The sequence below is a fragment of the Iningainema tapete BLCC-T55 genome, assembly GCF_014698965.1.
GTDB classification, from domain to species: Bacteria; Cyanobacteriota; Cyanobacteriia; order Cyanobacteriales; family Nostocaceae; genus Iningainema; species Iningainema tapete.
The window spans coordinates 168,567-184,093 of the sequence record NZ_JACXAE010000029.1; the positions used below are offsets into that span (position 1 = coordinate 168,567).

The window sequence follows — 15,527 nt, forward strand, 5'->3', positions numbered from 1 at the left end:
TCACTTAAATACCGTATATACACGCATTCTTGGGCACACAGAAGGAGAAGCCGCTATTCAATTTACTGATAGTTTTAGTATCTATGCTTATCATGGGGTAGCTCTACCTGACAGATATTTAAAACTGCACCCTAGCCAGTGGCAAGCCAAATGGTTTTTGGAAGAAAGTAACTCAGAATTACGCGAAGCTCTAATTCAAAGTCTTGATTGCCAACGTATTCTCGAAGAATTACAAGCTGTTGAGTTAGATTCATACAAAGAATATACATTATATAAATTAAATGATGATGATAATTATGAGCGAACTTATCTAATTAAAATGATTGAGCCTAGTACAGAAAATATTTATATTGTGTACATACCTTTTGATTTGACATCTTTACAAGAGGTTATCCCATGGGTAGGTACATTAAAAGAAAAGTTAATCAAAAAAATTGACTTGGAAATAAAAAGGTTAGGATGGAGTATTGAAACTTGACAATTCAACAGCTGCGTGAGTATGTGTTGCAACATCGCTTCGGACGATGATGCGCTTCATGCATTAGGACAACGTATTCACAAAGAAGGTAAACGGCTTAACTCGATTGAAGAATTTGAGCAGATGATTCAAAACAAACGCGCTTCTGGCATACAACCATAACGAAAAGTCAAATATACTCAAAATTAACTATGAGCATATCCGGCATCGACTACTATTGTCTGACGGGTAATTGCTCGCGAGGTATCTGAGGCAAGAAACAGATAAGTTCCCACTAAATCATCCGGTGAAAGTTCGATGGGAATAGATTGTTGTTCGAGATACTTTTGTATGGCTTCTGGTGTTACCCATTGATTGAGTTGTCTTTCCGTCATAATCCATCCTGGAGCCACAGCGTTAACACGGATATGATGCTTTCCTACGGCTGTGGCAAGACTGCGAACCATGCCGATGATTGCTGTTTTAGTTGCGCTGTAGGCAATCAGCTCTGGATTGGCAACCCACACCTGATGAGAGGTTGTCATAATGATGCTACCTCCACCAACATTAATCATGTCTGGTAATAGTTCACGACAGGTAACGAAATAGTGGGTTACATTCAATTGAAACAAGTCATTCCACTCTTGCTCTGACATGGATAGTAAAGGATATCTCGGATCGTAACCAGCGTTATTGATCAGAACATTCACTACTGGTTTTTCTTTTTTAATCTGAGCTAAAGTTTCGGTAAGTGCTTTTGTATCAGTTAAATCCACACCATATACATTGACTTTGCAGTTATATTTTTCACATTCTTTAGCTATAACTAAGCCTTTGTTGTAATCTTGATCAAGAATTGTTACTTCCTGAGCCTGCGCTGCAAAGGATCGAGTTAAAGCCTCTCCAATACCATTACTACCACCTGTGATTAAAATATGCTTATTTTTTAAATCTGGATAGATTGGAGTCATGATTTTCTTCTTTTTCAGAATTGTGGTATTAGGGATTCTTAGCGGTATTTAATTAAATTAGACCGCTATTTACTATAGGTTGGAGCTAAATAAACTTATGCAGTGATGCTTAAGACGAATCATGAGACTTCAACGCACTCGCCTTCACTCTCCCTTCACAATCAAACCTTCCATCGCTTGCTGCAAGTCTTTTGTCAAGTCAGCAACTGCTTGTCTTGCACCTTGGCGAGAAGCTTTGTAAACTGGGTAACGTTCCGACACAGATAGCGGTTCACCTATAGTCATTTTTACTTGTTGTTTACCTAACTGCGGACGCCGGAAGGGGTTAGTGCCTCTAATGCGAGTCACCATATCCCATATAAGTAAAGTTGTTTCCGCAAATCTTTCTGCTGTTGGTTTTTCTCGCACGTACTTGCCTGTGACGGCAACAAAACTTTCCACCAAGCGCATGTGCCACATCCGCAAATTCGCTTCTTCGGCAACACGATCGCCTAATGCACGTTCTACAGGAGACAGTGCTTTCACATTTTTATATTCTTCTCGGAAAATGTAATTAAATCCCGCTTGTTCTACGCGACGACAGCGATCATTTAAATTTCCCTTTGGCTGCAAGTCAAAATATTGCTCTGCTACAAGTAATACCACATTCAACAGTACCTGGAGACGAGCGGCTATTGCTTCATTTCGATCACTTTGATCTCCTACAGGTAGTTTTTGGTGGTAAAATTGAGTATAAAATTTTTCTATTAAAGATAGTAAATGTTCTGATAAACCTAACAATCGGGGGTAGAGAGATTCTGGTGTAGGCGCACCATGTAGAGACGTTGTCGGCAACTTCTCTACAGGTAAACCACTAACGGTTTCTAGTTCGCCCAAAAGATTGGCGATCGCACCCCAAGGAGCTTCAAGGTAACTATATTGAATTCCAACTGGTACAATGAGAACTTGCTCATCTCGTCCACCTTTGTGTAAATCCTCAGCACACCAAAAACTCAATTGGGCGATCCCCGGTTCTAATGGGTTGACAATTTCTGAATGTCCATTAGTAGCTCCTTCTGGTGCTGCTGCCATCGGGAAGTTGCCGTTGACAAACAACTCACGGGCAGAACGAAGTCCAGTCCAGTCTGCCTTACCGCGCTGGATCGGTGTACCACCCAATTGAGAAGCAATCCAGCCAACATGGGAGCCAGCCCATAGAGGAATTCCGCGATCATAGATAAAATGAGCATGAATAGGGTGCTGTAACTTTATCCCTTTGCGTCGTGCTACACGAGGCAGAATATGAGAAAGCAAGTAACCCAGACAAAATGGATCTTGCACTTTAGGATGACGAAATGCCAGCAAAAAGCGAATTTTTCGCTCTTGAAACTGGCGATAGAGATCTACCAAAACCTCTACATTATCTGCTTCGATTTGCCTAATCTCTGTTCTGTAACGTATCCAACTGGGTAACATCAATTGGACGCCACGCAAAAACAACGGGTTAAAAGCAGGTGGGATAAACTCCAGGGGTGGTTGTGCTTGGTGAATTACATCGGGCAAAGTAGTTTTCTCCTGATCATCAAAAATATACTTTCTTTAGACTTTAACCGACATAGAGACAATTAAATGTAGAAAGGGGACAAACGATGCGACTGTCACAAATGTTATTCGTAACACTGAGGGATGATCCAGCAGATGCTGAAATTCCCAGTCATAAACTACTACTCCGTGCAGGTTACATTCGTCGCATCGGTGCTGGTATATACGCATATCTCCCCTTGATGTGGCGAGTACTGCAAAAAGTGTCCCAAATCGTGCGAGAGGAAATGAACGCCACTGGCGCACAAGAATGTCTCTTGCCTCAATTGCAACCTGCCGAGTTATGGAAAGAGTCGGGACGCTGGGACACTTACACTAAAGCAGAGGGAATTATGTTCGCCCTCACAGACAGGCGAGAGCAAGATTTAGCACTCGGTCCCACTCACGAGGAAGTCATTACCACAATTGCTCGTGATATGATTCACTCCTACCGCCAGCTACCTCTAAATCTCTATCAGATACAAACTAAATTCCGTGATGAAATCCGTCCTCGGTTTGGTTTAATGCGTGGACGAGAATTCATTATGAAGGATGCTTACTCCTTTCATGTGGATGAAGAAAGTCTGAAAAAAACTTACCAGGATATGGATCGTGCTTACAGTAACATGCTACGGCGGTGTGGTTTAGCTTTCCGTGGTGTACAAGCTGATTCGGGTGCGATTGGTGGTTCTGGTTCTCAAGAATTTATGGTGCTGGCAGAAGCTGGCGAAGATGAAGTCCTCTATACAGAAGATGGACAGTACGCTGCTAATGTGGAAAAAGCAGTTTCTCTACCCAATGATGCTGAACCTTCACCCTTTACATCCTTTGAAAAACGGGAAACACCCCAGACAGACACAATTGAGAAATTGTGTGCCTTCCTCAAATGTTCTTCTACCCAAGTGGTGAAAAATGTCCTCTACCAAGCAGTGTATGACAACGGTACGACGGTGCTGCTGCTGGTAAGTATTCGCGGCGATCAAGAAGTGAATGAAGTTAAGTTGCTTAACGAGTTGACAAAGTTGCTTGGTGCTTATAACGCTAAGACTATTCTTAAGTTATCAGTTCCTGATGCACAAACTCAAGAAACTTGGGCAGCTAAACCTTTGCCTTTAGGTTACATTGCTCCCGATCTCACTGATGATTATATTACCCCCACCCCCACCCCCTCTTCTCCGGGTGTTACGCCCCCCCTTCATAAGGGGGGGTTGGGGGGGTTCCACCCTCAGTTCTTGCGCTTGGCAGATAAAACAGTTGTTGATTTAAAAAACTTTGTTACAGGGGCAAATGAACCAGGCTACCACGTAGTAGGGGCAAATTGGGGAGATAACTTTAAATTACCCAATGACCAAGTGGATATACGTAAGTCACTCCCAGGCGATCGCGCTATCCACAACCCCGAACAAACCTTACAAAGCGCCCGTGGAATTGAGGTAGGACACATATTTCAACTAGGAACCATATACTCTCAATCAATGGGAGCAAAGTATACTAACGAACAGGGAGAAGACAAACCTCTATTAATGGGTTGTTATGGTGTGGGCGTATCTCGTCTTGCCCAAGCAGCTGTAGAGCAATCTTTCGACAAAGATGGCATTATTTGGCCAGTAGCGATCGCACCATACCACGCAATTGTTACCATCCCCAACATTAACGATGCTCAACAGGTAGAAGCCGCAGAAAAACTTTACACCGAACTGAATCAAGCCGGAATTGAAACTCTACTTGATGACCGTGATGAACGAGCAGGAGTTAAATTTAAAGATGCCGACTTGATTGGAATTCCTTATCGAATTGTTACAGGGCGGGCAATAGCCAACGGCAAAGTCGAAGTTGTCGAACGCAAAAGCCGAACATCTTCCGAAATTCCCATAACTGAAGTTGTATCTACCATTAAGCAGTGGATTGAGCAAGAAAAGGGGTAAGAGTGAGGGAGTGAGGGAGTGAGGGAGTGAGGGAGTGAGGGAGTGAGGGAGAATATAAATTCTCATTCTCCCCTACTCCCCTGCTTCCCTGCCCCCCTGCTCCCCTGCTCCCCCAAATTGATGTATGGAATTATTCACAATCCTTCTGTCTGGCTTGCTAGGCTTAATTGCGCCTGTGGGATTGGTGGTTGATCGAACTGCTGAAAATGCCATCCGTGCTCAATTTGCTAAGGTAGAACAATTACAAGTGCGAGTTGAAAACACTCCTAGCTATCAATTACTGCAAGGAAAAGTTGGCAGGGTGCGGATTGCTGGGCGCTCTTTGCAGTTAAAAAAGCAAGATTTGAGTATTGCAGTTTTAGAATTAGAAACCGATGCAATTGAATTGGCGTCTCTTAAGCGTAGGCAAAGACAAAACAAAGTAATACAACCTTTACAGGCTGGTGTACGAGTAGTGTTTACTCAGGAGGATATCAATAAACTTTTAAAATCACCCCTATTTATCTCCAAGCTAAAACAACTGAATATTAACTCAGTAGCATTCCTTAACAACCAAAAGCATTCTGTATATAATTTAGCTAATCCAAATGTATCAATATTAGCAAACAATCGTCTACTTATCCAAGTAGAATTACAGAATGAAGGCAAGGGTAAGATTGCTGTGAGAGTTGAATCAGGATTTGGGGTAATTGGCGGTAGAAGTATCCAACTAATCAACCCAGTGGTAGCACTGAATAGTGAAGAGGTTCCACCTCAAATACTCCAATTAATTGTAAATAACATCAACCAACGGTTAGATTTACGTGTTTTGGAAGATGCCGGAGTACAAATGCGAATTCTAAAATTGAGTATGAAACCAAATGAACTAGAGATTGCAGCATTCCTGAGAATAGAACCATCCGCTAAATTTTGGGAAACACTTGGTTCATAAGTACCGTCGCTCGTGCAAGGCTTCTCCTCACATAAATACTATACTCAGCCTTAAGGAAGGTTTTTAAGATGAAACAGCAACAATCAAAAGGGATCTCAAATGGTGTGATAGCAGCTGTCATAGCAGCTGTTGTCGCGGTAAGTGGTGGTGTGGCTTGGTTAACTTGGAGTTCCAACAAACCTGTAGCCCAAAATCCGCAGCCAAACATCTCAAATTCTGTCGAGCCGTCTCCCAAAACAAATCCTGTGGAGAAACCCGCTGAAGTTTATTGGCTACAAGATACTGGCACCAATTTTAAATTAGTTCCACAACCGATAACAATAAAACCAGCTGGGGATTCTCCCAACCAAATTTTAGAAGCAGCTTTTCAAACTTTGTTAGCAGGTCCAACTGAAGCAACCAATTCCACTACTATCCCACAAGGAACGAAATTAGTGGGTGTGGAGGTTGAGAACGATAGCGTTACTGTTAATTTGTCGGAAGAATTTAAAAGTGGAGGAGGTAGTGCCTCGATGACTGGGCGCGTGGGACAAGTAGTTTACACAGCCACGGCTTTAAATCCCAACGCCAAGGTGTACATTGAGGTGAACGGGGAAAAATTAGAAGTTTTGGGAGGCGAAGGTTTAGAGTTAGAACAGCCACTTACTCGTGACAGTTTTAATCAAAACTATCCGCTTTAGTGAAGTCATTAGTCATTAGTCACTAGTCATTAGTCATGAAAATGAGAGGAGCGGAAATGACACTTGACTTTTGACAAAAGGACTAATGACTGTCTATTTCGTGGTATTTAACACCCGAAAATTACGGGCTTGCTGTTCTAATCGGCTAGCGAGGCGATCGCAAACCTGATTACACAGCTCAAAAATCATTTTGTCCTCAACTCGATAGTAAGCACAAGTTCCTTCGCTGCGACGGCTAAGTATACCCGCTTGCCACATTACCTTGAGGTGCTTCGATACATTCGCTTGAGAAGTTTGTGTTGCCTCTACCAACTCTTGGACGCATTTTTCATCATCCCGGAGCAAATGCAGTAGTCGCAGCCGCATTGGCTCACTCAAGAGGCTGAAATATTCAGCTACTTGTTGCACAACTTCCGGCGGTACAGGCAACGCTTGTTTCATCAGGATTGATCCGCAAGGACTGAACACAATTTTAACCATGACATCTTCGATATATAGATTAATACTTAATCAGGGTTTATGCGCATTAAAGGTTGACCATATTCCACAGGTTCCCCATTTCGGAGGAGAATTTCCACTACTTGACCAGATACCTCAGCTTCAATTTCATTCATCAGCTTCATGGCTTCTATGATACAGACGGTTTGACCCCTCTTGACACGATCGCCAACTTCTACAAATGGCGGTTCGCTAGGAGCCGGGGCGCGATAAAAAGTGCCTACCATTGGGGAAGGCACATCAATTAGTTTTTGTTCTAGTATTTGTGAGCTATTTACTGGCAGTGCGCCAGAAGCCACAACATTTTTTTCAGAGCGATTAGTCGCAGTTTCGGCTGGTAATATTACCTGCGGTGCAGGCGGTGATACTGGTGTTGTCAATCCCGAAACACCCACGACGCCCCCTGAGACTGCTGGCAACATTTGATTGGTAGCGCCCACAGCCTTACGTACTGTTAGTTCAAAGTCATCACTTTTGAGCGTTACTTCTGCAATATCTGTTTGTGCAATAGTTGCTAGTAGTTGGCGGATTTCATTAAAGTCCAATGGCACGGCTTTTATTACCTCAAGCAATCAGGTATGAGATAGACTTTATAATTGGTAGCGAGTCTTGGGTGTATAAATCGGGATTTACTTTTCTTAAGATCGAACAACGTTACTCCCTACCCAGGTATGTATCGTTTCGAGTGTCTATGCGGATGCGTTCGCCTTGAGAAATAAACAGAGGAACCATTACTGTTGCCCCTGTTTCTACAGTTGCTGGCTTAGTACCACCAGTAGCAGTATCTCCTTTTACACCAGGATCTGTTTGTACTACTTCTAATGTTACAGAGTTAGGTAGTTCTACTTCCAACACTTGCTCGTTCCAACGCACAACGTTAGCTTCCATACCTTCTTTGAGGTATTTTACGCGATCGCCAATCTGGGCGGCGGATAATCTGCCTTCTTCGTAGGTTTCCATATCCATAAAGACGTACTCATCGCCCTCTTTATAGGTATGCTGCATTGTGCTTTTTTCCAAAGTAGCTTGCGGAACTGTTTCTCCTGCCCGGAAAGTTCGTTCTACTACGCTTCCACTCTGGACGTTTTTCAGTTTTGTGCGCACAAAGGCAGAGCCTTTCCCTGGCTTAACATGAAGGAATTCTACTACCCGCCACACAGACCCATCTAATACAATTGAGACACCGGGTCGAAAGTCGTTACTGGAAATCATGAAGCTTTCAATTTTTGGAAGACAATCGCGTTTTATTGTAACCCTCAATAGAAGTATTTAGTCATCCATTATCATTGATTAGTTATTTGTGCTTATAGGGTTAACTATTGATTGAGTTTATGGTTACAGTATTCTTCTAGTAAAAGTGAAAAACTCAGATACTTTTTGACGTTGCGATAAATAATAAAAGTTCCCCACTACTCCCCAATCTCTCGTTCCTATGCTCTGCGTAGGGATGCTAGTGTGGGAGGCTCTGCCTCCAGTGTGTGACTAGAGGCGGATCCTCACAGATGGCATTCTCAGGCGGAGCCTGGGAACGAGTGCAGCCAGGAGGATCTAACCTGCTTGAGCAATCAACTGATTGGCAATTTGCTGCGCCTGGTTAATGGGAATGGCAAAACTTAGTCCCTGCGCACCTTGAATGATAGCAGTATTTATGCCAATTACCTGTCCTTTTTGGTTGAGTAATGGTCCACCAGAGTTACCTGGGTTAATTGCGGCATCAGTTTGAATCAAACCAACTCCCCTACCACCCAAGCCGAATGCACGACTAGAACGATCTGTACTACTAATAATGCCTACAGTAACGGTATTGTCTAAACCTAGTGGATTACCGATCGCGATCGCCCATTCCCCTGGTTTTAAAGAGTCAGAATTCCCCAAGCTTACCACAGGTAAATTGCTTGCTTGAATTTGCACAACGGCTACATCTGTGGTTCTATCTCCTCCCAATACCTTACCGGGAAGACGACGACCATCTTTTAATGTTACTGTCACTGTGTCTGTACCAGCAACAACGTGAGCGTTAGTGAGAATCAAACCATTGGATTTGATAATAAATCCTGAACCCGTTCCTCGTGCTACCCGATTACCATAATTTGTATATGGATTTCTCAAGGTGCGTGTAGAGTCAATCCGCACTACCGCAGGTCCAATTTTTTCTACTGCATTCGCAATAAAGTTAGAATCTGTGTTACCTATATTCGATGGTAACTGCGCAATTGGTTGTTGATTCGTAAGTGCATCTGTAGGTAATAGCTGTGTTCCCAGCATTCCTGCTATTACCCCGAAAGATACTAAAGATAAGTGAGCAAAAGACTTCTGAAAAGAGAACTTAGATAACATTTCTGTTTCTCCAATAAAAAGAATAATTCTTAATAGTTAGACAAAATTAGTTTGATGAGATTTAGAGCTTGCCCAGTTGTGTCATCGAGCAGCTTTGGATCTACAGTGCGATCGCCAGGTGTGTGGTAGTTTGGATCTTGACCACGATAAAAAAACAAAACTGGCACACCTGCTTGAGCAAAGGATACGTGATCACTACCACCAGCAGAGCCAAAGATTTTCAGATCGGGGTTAGCATTTTGCGCCAACGTAGTTAAAGACGAAGTACCACCAATGCCAAGCTGGTTGTTAACGCCAACCATATCGAAGTTGAGCATGGCTTGAAGCTGCGTGAGGAACTGTGGCTGTGATGCTTTAACAAAAGCCCGCGAACCTTGCAACCCGTCTTCTTCTCCATCAAAAGCGATGAACCAAGCTTGACGAGCCAGCGGTTGATTTGATAAACTACGGGCTATTGCCAGTACAACTGCTGTTCCTGAAGCGTTATCATTTGCGCCTGGTGAACCAGGTACTGAATCGTAATGTCCACCCACAATAATTTTCGGCTGAGTTACACCTTCGGCATGGGCGATGATGTTACGTCCAGTGACAGTACGTTGTTGAGTGTTTACGTTCAAGCTGACATTAAGCTGTTCTCTTTGGCTGCGCTCAATTAAGGAATTACCTTGTTCAACCGACAGCGCTAGTACAGGAATTTTTACTTCTTCGCCCAATGTGCCGGATAAATTTCCTTTTTCAGTATTGACAATTACTAAACCAACTGCGCCAGCAGCAGCGGCGTTGCGAGCTTTTTCTGAGAAGCGAATTTCACCACGTCGGACGATGGCAATTTTGCCTTTGACATTTGCTATGCTAAAATCTGCTTTTGTTCCTACATTAGGCACTGCGACTAAGGATGCCTGAAGTTTACCAGGAATTGTCCCTCTAAGTGCTTTACCTTGTATTGTCTGTTCATTTATAATTAGGTTGGAGCCTAAATCTTCAAATTTGGGGTAAGTGAAGGTTTGAACTGAGGTAATGTAGCCAGCTTTGCGGTATTGGTCTCGGAGATAAGCGCTTACCTTGCTCATGACTGGTGTACCAGCAACTCGCGGACCAAAGTTAATTAAAGTTTGTACATCTGTGTAAGTGGAATTGATGTCTTTGGTTTTAGCTAGTGCTTGTGATTGAAAAACTTCCTTTATGCTGTTGGGTTTAGAGGCGCAAGCTGTGGGTAATAAAACTAGAACAGCCATGAGCGCAGTTTTTAACGGGGATTTTACGCATTTTGTGTTTTGCGAAGACATTTGCTAGAGTGTGAGGTGTGAGGTGTGAGGTGGAAAAATGAACCGCACGAGGCAAAAGAGTTCGCTGAGGAAGAGAAGAGGGTGTGATTGGTGATTTAAATAAGAATAAGGTAAGGGGTATTGTGCCATGTCTGTTACCAATAAATGGCGGAAATAGCCAAGTAATCGGACGAGCATGGCAATTAGCCAGAGCTTATTTGGAGCGGCAATGTTCATTTGCGCATTTCTACTGTACGATCGCCGAAGATGCGCTCTGCTCTCATTTCATCAGTATCAGTAAGATGAGCGTAGCCAACTAATTTCACTCGCTGCCCAATCTGCAAAGCTCTTTGGGGTAAACCACGTCTCACCTTCCGTGCAGGTGGTGCGAGTACAGCCTGCCATACTTTATTATCATCTGTCTTTAACACGATTTTGGTATGGGAGCTTGTGTAATTGATATTTTGGATTTCTCCGATTATTTTGAGTGTTTGTTGGTTGTTGTACTCATTCCATTCATGATGTGCGCTGGCTTTATCACTAGCAGAAGCTAAGAATGTGGCGATTGAAGCTGCTGTTACGGCAGAATGCAAAATTGCTTGCTTGAGTGCTTTGTTATCCTGTTGCTGGTTATTGAGCAGTTGTTGGTTATTCATGGTTCGATTCCTGCTTGGCTAAATTTCTTGTCGCTGCTTTATGATTCCCATTTAGCGATCAATAATCACAGTCTTTCCATCAATGGTGACTTGCTTCCTTGCTCATTTTTTGTGTATGAATTGTATACCCTCTCTAGTTACCGTTATTTTTAGTGTGACGGGTAAGTATGACAAAAAAATGTCAGAAACTAGGGATTGGGTACTGGTTCGCGAAAACTATGAATCATCCCCAATCGCCAATCCCTAATCCCCAATCCCTTTTACTTGCTCAGTGGAAGTGCAATTTCAAATGTTGAGCCTTGCCCAAGTAGACTTTTGACAGTAATTTGTCCTTGGTGCGCCTGTATAATCTGTTGAGCGATCGCCAACCCCAACCCGAAGCCTCCTGTAGCCCTTGATCGCGCAGTGTCTACTCGGTAAAATCGTTCAAATATATGAGGTAAATCTTCTGGTGGAATGCCTATACCGTTGTCTTCTACCTGAATAATGGCACGATGGGGGGATTGTGTGCATCTTAGTTGTACTGTACCAGATGAAGGTGTGTATTTAAAGGCGTTACTCAATAAATTCACCACAGCTTGTTTTAATAAATCAGCATCGGCTTTGATGTGGATGGGTTGATTGGGTAGATTCCAAGTGAAATTGAGATTTTGTACAACTGCAAGTTGCTGATATTCAGTGGTGAGCGATCGCAACAGTTCCATCAGATCGATATTCTTCAGGATTGCCGTATCTAGAGGACCATCATGTCGCGAAAGAAACAGCAGATTGCTAATGAGATTACTCATTGTTTTGGCTATTCCTACGATATTTTCTAAGCGAAAACCTTGTTCTACTGCATCTTGTGGTGGTAATAATGCTACTTGAGCATTACTAAGAATAGCAGCAACAGGAGCGCGTAGTTCGTGGGAAGCATCAGCAGTAAATCTTTGTAGTCGCTCGTATGCTCGACGAGTTGGTTGCATGGCAAGTCCTCCAAGAAACCAGCCTGTAATACCAATCATCCCTAAAGTCACAGGAACTCCCAGTGTTAAAAATAACCTGACTCGATTTAAGCTTTCTCGTAAAGGTGTAAGTCTAGCAGCAATTTGCAGATAGCCAGTAAATTTATTATCTTGTATAACTTTCAAGGTTAATTCTCTGATTAATTCTTGAGATCCATTGTTGCGATGGTGTTCAACTCTAATAGTTTGATAACCAGGGCGAATATTTAGTTGTATCGTGGATGCACCAATAGATTTCACTAACACTTTATTGGCGTCAAAAGAGCGAACATACACTAGATTGCCATTGAGCTGTTGAAGTGCGTTGGCAATAGTAGGAGCATCCTCCTCAACATTCCCTTTTTTTGCATCAAGCTGATATTGTGCATTTTGTGCAATTGCTTTGCTTGCTGTGAGTAATCCTTGATCAAAAACCTGAAGTTGTTCTTTAACCACCAGATAATAAGCGACACCAGCAAAGACAACGAGGATACTCCCCATTGATATGGTAAATAGGTAAGCTAAGTTACGACGGCTACGAGTAAACATAAATTGTTAATTGCTAATTGTTAATTGCTATTAGCCATCATTTTTCTCAGGTACGTTGAGCCGATAACCCATACCATAGACATTTTCTAGCCAATCTTTGGCTTCTACTGTTTGCAGGCGCTGTCTTAGTCGGCGCACTAAGGTTGTCACAGCGTTACTTTCTGGTTCAGTACCCCATCCCCAAAGTGCTTGTTCAATTTGATGTTGAGACAAAACCTGACGGGGGTGACGCATTAAGTACTCCATCAGTTGAAACTCTCTACCAGAGAGTTGAGCCGTTAGCTGATTTCGCTCAATGGTGAGGTTTTTTAAGTCTAAATGTAAATCACTTAAAGTAAGTTTATCTCCAATCCATTGTGGCGAGCGCCTCCCCAGTGCGCGTACTCTTGCCAGTAGTTCGATAATATCAATTGGTTTAACTAAATAATCGTCAGCCCCAGCATCTAAACCATGAACTTTATCAGAAGTGCTGTCACGAGCAGTAAGCATTAGTACTGGAGAAGTTTTACCTGTTCGTCTATATTCCTGACAAAGTTGAACTCCACTGATTTTCGGTAGCATCCAGTCTAAGATGAGCAAGTCATAATCTTTTTCAGACATCAGCCACTGAGCTGTTTCGCTATCTTCTGTGCCATCAACAGTATGCCCAGCTTTTATCAGCGCTGCCCGCAGTGGCTCTAATTGAGCGAGATCGTCTTCTACCAGTAAAATTAGCATAGAGCTATGTGTTTACTTTTTCTTCTAAATGAGTAGGAATTTCAATCACAAATTCTGCTCCCTGCCCTAATGCGGTTTTGCAGGTTAACTTTCCTCTGTGTTTTTCCACCACGATTGAGTAGCTAATCGACAATCCCAAACCTGTACCACTACCTACGGGCTTAGTTGTAAAAAATGGATCAAAGATCTTTTGTAGAATGGACTCACTCATACCTGAACCATTATCAACAATGCCAATTCTAACAATATTAGATAATTGTTCGGTGTAAATACGAATCTGTGGATGTTGGCGAGGATTTGTGCTTCTGGGTTTTTGCAAAGCCTCGATCGCATTACTGAGGATATTCAAAAACACTTGATTTAATTGGTTGGCATAACAATTCACTAAGGGTAATTTAGCGTACTCTTTGATAATTTGAATTTCAGGTTGGGAAGCACAGTGCAAGCGATGTTGCAAAATCATGAGGGTGCTATCAATTCCCTCATGAATATCTACAGGTTTTATCTCGGCTTCATCTAAACGGGAGAAATTGCGTAACCCAAGAATAATGTCACGGATGCGTTTGCTTCCGCTTTGCATGGAATTGATAATTTTGTCCAAATCCTGGGTGATAAAATCTATGTTAATTTCTTCAATCAACTCTTGAATTTGCGGATTTGGCTCATATTCTTGCTGATAGAAAGCGATTAAGTTGAGTAAGTCTTGGACATAATCCTGCACGTGAACGAGATTGCCATGAATAAAGGTGATGGGGTTATTAATTTCATGAGCAATTCCTGCCACCATTTGTCCTAAGCTGGACATTTTTTCAGTTTGAATCAATTGGGCTTGGGTGCGCTGCAATTCTTGCAATGTTTGTTGTAAATCCTGATTTTTTTGATGAAGTTCTTGTGTGCGCTCTGTGACTTTCTGCTCTAGATTCTGGTATAAAAGTGCATTTTCTAGGGAAATAGCAGCTTGGGTAGTGAGGAGTTTGATTACCAAGAGGCGATCGCTACTAAAAGCACCTGTAGATTGGTTATTTTCCAAGTAAAGCAACCCGATCAATTTTCCTTGGTTGACGTTTTATCCATACCACGAGCCAAATAAAAATTTGCAGCCAACTCATACGCCAAAGCTTCTTCTTGAATATAGCCATTGTTGCTAGCTCCAGATATAGCTTGTTCATAAAAATGCTCGGCTTCAATAATTTGTCCCAAAACTCGTGCTTTCTCTGCTTCCACCAATTCATACTTATGCTGAAAATTCATCGGGGCATGAAAATAATAGCAGTTGCCCAATTAGGAAATGAGTTTTTTGCTTTTGCTCATCTTTAATTAAAGAATAAGCTGCTTGCTGTACTCTGTCATGCAAAAATTTAAATTTAGCTTCATGACTGAGAGAATTAATTTTTGTATGTATTTTAGATTGGTCATTTAAGTAAATTACTAAACCCTCTTGTAAAGGAGGTAGTAAATACTTAAATACCTGATGGTAGGAATGTTCAGAGATAATGCTTAAAGTAGATAAATCAAAGCTATTACCAATGCAAGCAGCTAACTGTAAAATCCTTTGTGTTACATTGGTGAAAGTACATATTTTACCTGCCATCAATTCTACAACATTATTTGTAATGTCTTTAGCAATAATTTGCCTTACATCCCATTGCCACCCCCCTCTGCCCCCCCGAAGTTCGGGGGGATGAAAGGGGGGTGGGGGACAGAGGGGGGTGGGACGATTAAATGTTAATAAAGATTCTGTATATAGTGATTTCAAAAATTCAGTAGTAAAAAAGGCATTACCCTGTGTTTTTTCGTAAACTAAATCAGTCAGGGGCTGGCTATATATAGTTGAACATTCTAAAGTATCAGAAATTAATTCATTAACATTTTCGGGAGTGAGGTTATCTAAATGAATTTCTAATACGAATACTTCTGATTTGTAACTTTTCACTTCCCCCTAAAAACAAGAGTCAAGAAACAGCAGGAATAGAAGGTGGAGAAAAGCCCTTACGACGT

Annotated in this window: 16 protein-coding genes and 2 pseudogenes; 5 read left to right on the plus strand and 13 right to left on the minus strand. The window is 42.2% G+C overall.

Features of this window, described 5'->3' with window-relative positions; genetic code table 11:
- Nucleotides 1-25: 25 nt before the first annotated feature.
- Entirely contained in the window at nt 26-478 is a 453-nt protein-coding gene (locus ICL16_RS07460; protein ID WP_337906936.1) for a DUF6745 domain-containing protein, read from the plus strand.
- Between the two features lie 21 nt (nt 479-499).
- Entirely contained in the window at nt 500-640 is a 141-nt protein-coding gene (locus ICL16_RS07465) for a hypothetical protein (protein WP_190826220.1), read from the plus strand.
- 23 nt (nt 641-663) lie between these two features.
- Here ICL16_RS07465 and ICL16_RS07470 read toward each other — a convergent pair whose 3' ends face one another.
- Nucleotides 664-1,428: an SDR family NAD(P)-dependent oxidoreductase gene (locus ICL16_RS07470; protein WP_190826221.1), complete on the minus strand. Its 765-nt coding sequence runs from the start codon at nt 1,426-1,428 to the stop codon at nt 664-666.
- Between the two features lie 144 nt (nt 1,429-1,572).
- Nucleotides 1,573-2,970 (minus strand): 1-acyl-sn-glycerol-3-phosphate acyltransferase, encoded by a 1,398-nt coding sequence (locus ICL16_RS07475; protein WP_190826222.1) that lies wholly within the window; start codon nt 2,968-2,970, stop codon nt 1,573-1,575.
- Nucleotides 2,971-3,056: 86 nt separating this feature from the next.
- Between ICL16_RS07475 and ICL16_RS07480 the strand changes: the two genes are divergently transcribed.
- From ICL16_RS07480 to ICL16_RS07490, 3 genes are all read left to right on the plus strand, one after another.
- Nucleotides 3,057-4,913, plus strand: a complete 1,857-nt coding sequence (locus ICL16_RS07480; RefSeq protein WP_202895443.1) for a proline--tRNA ligase — start codon at nt 3,057-3,059, stop codon at nt 4,911-4,913.
- A gap of 124 nt (nt 4,914-5,037) precedes the next feature.
- Nucleotides 5,038-5,844: an LmeA family phospholipid-binding protein gene (locus tag ICL16_RS07485; RefSeq protein WP_190826223.1), complete on the plus strand. Its 807-nt coding sequence runs from the start codon at nt 5,038-5,040 to the stop codon at nt 5,842-5,844.
- 68 nt (nt 5,845-5,912) lie between these two features.
- Nucleotides 5,913-6,524: a GerMN domain-containing protein gene (locus ICL16_RS07490; RefSeq protein ID WP_190826224.1), complete on the plus strand. Its 612-nt coding sequence runs from the start codon at nt 5,913-5,915 to the stop codon at nt 6,522-6,524.
- A 93-nt stretch (nt 6,525-6,617) separates the two neighbouring features.
- Here ICL16_RS07490 and ICL16_RS07495 read toward each other — a convergent pair whose 3' ends face one another.
- From ICL16_RS07495 to ICL16_RS07540, 11 genes and pseudogenes are all read right to left on the minus strand, one after another.
- The gene (locus tag ICL16_RS07495) at nt 6,618-6,965 is read right to left on the minus strand and encodes an ArsR/SmtB family transcription factor (protein WP_190826225.1); all 348 of its coding nucleotides are present in this window, start codon (nt 6,963-6,965) and stop codon (nt 6,618-6,620) included.
- A 65-nt stretch (nt 6,966-7,030) separates the two neighbouring features.
- Entirely contained in the window at nt 7,031-7,573 is a 543-nt protein-coding gene (accB, locus tag ICL16_RS07500) for an acetyl-CoA carboxylase biotin carboxyl carrier protein (RefSeq protein WP_190826226.1), read from the minus strand.
- Nucleotides 7,574-7,676: 103 nt separating this feature from the next.
- Nucleotides 7,677-8,234: an elongation factor P gene (efp, locus tag ICL16_RS07505; protein WP_190826227.1), complete on the minus strand. Its 558-nt coding sequence runs from the start codon at nt 8,232-8,234 to the stop codon at nt 7,677-7,679.
- Between the two features lie 336 nt (nt 8,235-8,570).
- Nucleotides 8,571-9,359, minus strand: coding sequence for a trypsin-like peptidase domain-containing protein (locus ICL16_RS07510; protein WP_190826228.1), 789 nt, complete (start codon nt 9,357-9,359; stop codon nt 8,571-8,573).
- A 29-nt stretch (nt 9,360-9,388) separates the two neighbouring features.
- Nucleotides 9,389-10,594, minus strand: a complete 1,206-nt coding sequence (locus tag ICL16_RS07515; protein WP_238360641.1) for a M28 family peptidase — start codon at nt 10,592-10,594, stop codon at nt 9,389-9,391.
- Nucleotides 10,595-10,857: 263 nt separating this feature from the next.
- The gene (locus ICL16_RS07520) at nt 10,858-11,280 is read right to left on the minus strand and encodes a DUF6152 family protein (protein ID WP_190826230.1); all 423 of its coding nucleotides are present in this window, start codon (nt 11,278-11,280) and stop codon (nt 10,858-10,860) included.
- Nucleotides 11,281-11,540: 260 nt separating this feature from the next.
- Nucleotides 11,541-12,812, minus strand: a complete 1,272-nt coding sequence (locus ICL16_RS07525) for a sensor histidine kinase (protein WP_190826231.1) — start codon at nt 12,810-12,812, stop codon at nt 11,541-11,543.
- A gap of 30 nt (nt 12,813-12,842) precedes the next feature.
- Nucleotides 12,843-13,529, minus strand: coding sequence for a response regulator transcription factor (locus ICL16_RS07530; protein WP_190826232.1), 687 nt, complete (start codon nt 13,527-13,529; stop codon nt 12,843-12,845).
- 4 nt (nt 13,530-13,533) lie between these two features.
- Nucleotides 13,534-14,592, minus strand: a pseudogene (locus ICL16_RS07535) (sensor histidine kinase); the annotation flags it as partial.
- A 2-nt stretch (nt 14,593-14,594) separates the two neighbouring features.
- Nucleotides 14,595-14,789 (minus strand): annotated as a pseudogene (locus tag ICL16_RS48005) (hypothetical protein); the annotation flags it as partial.
- Nucleotides 14,764-15,462, minus strand: a complete 699-nt coding sequence (locus ICL16_RS07540) for an ATP-binding protein (protein ID WP_190826233.1) — start codon at nt 15,460-15,462, stop codon at nt 14,764-14,766. The pseudogene ICL16_RS48005 and the gene ICL16_RS07540, both read right to left, overlap by 26 nt.
- Nucleotides 15,463-15,527 lie beyond the last annotated feature (65 nt).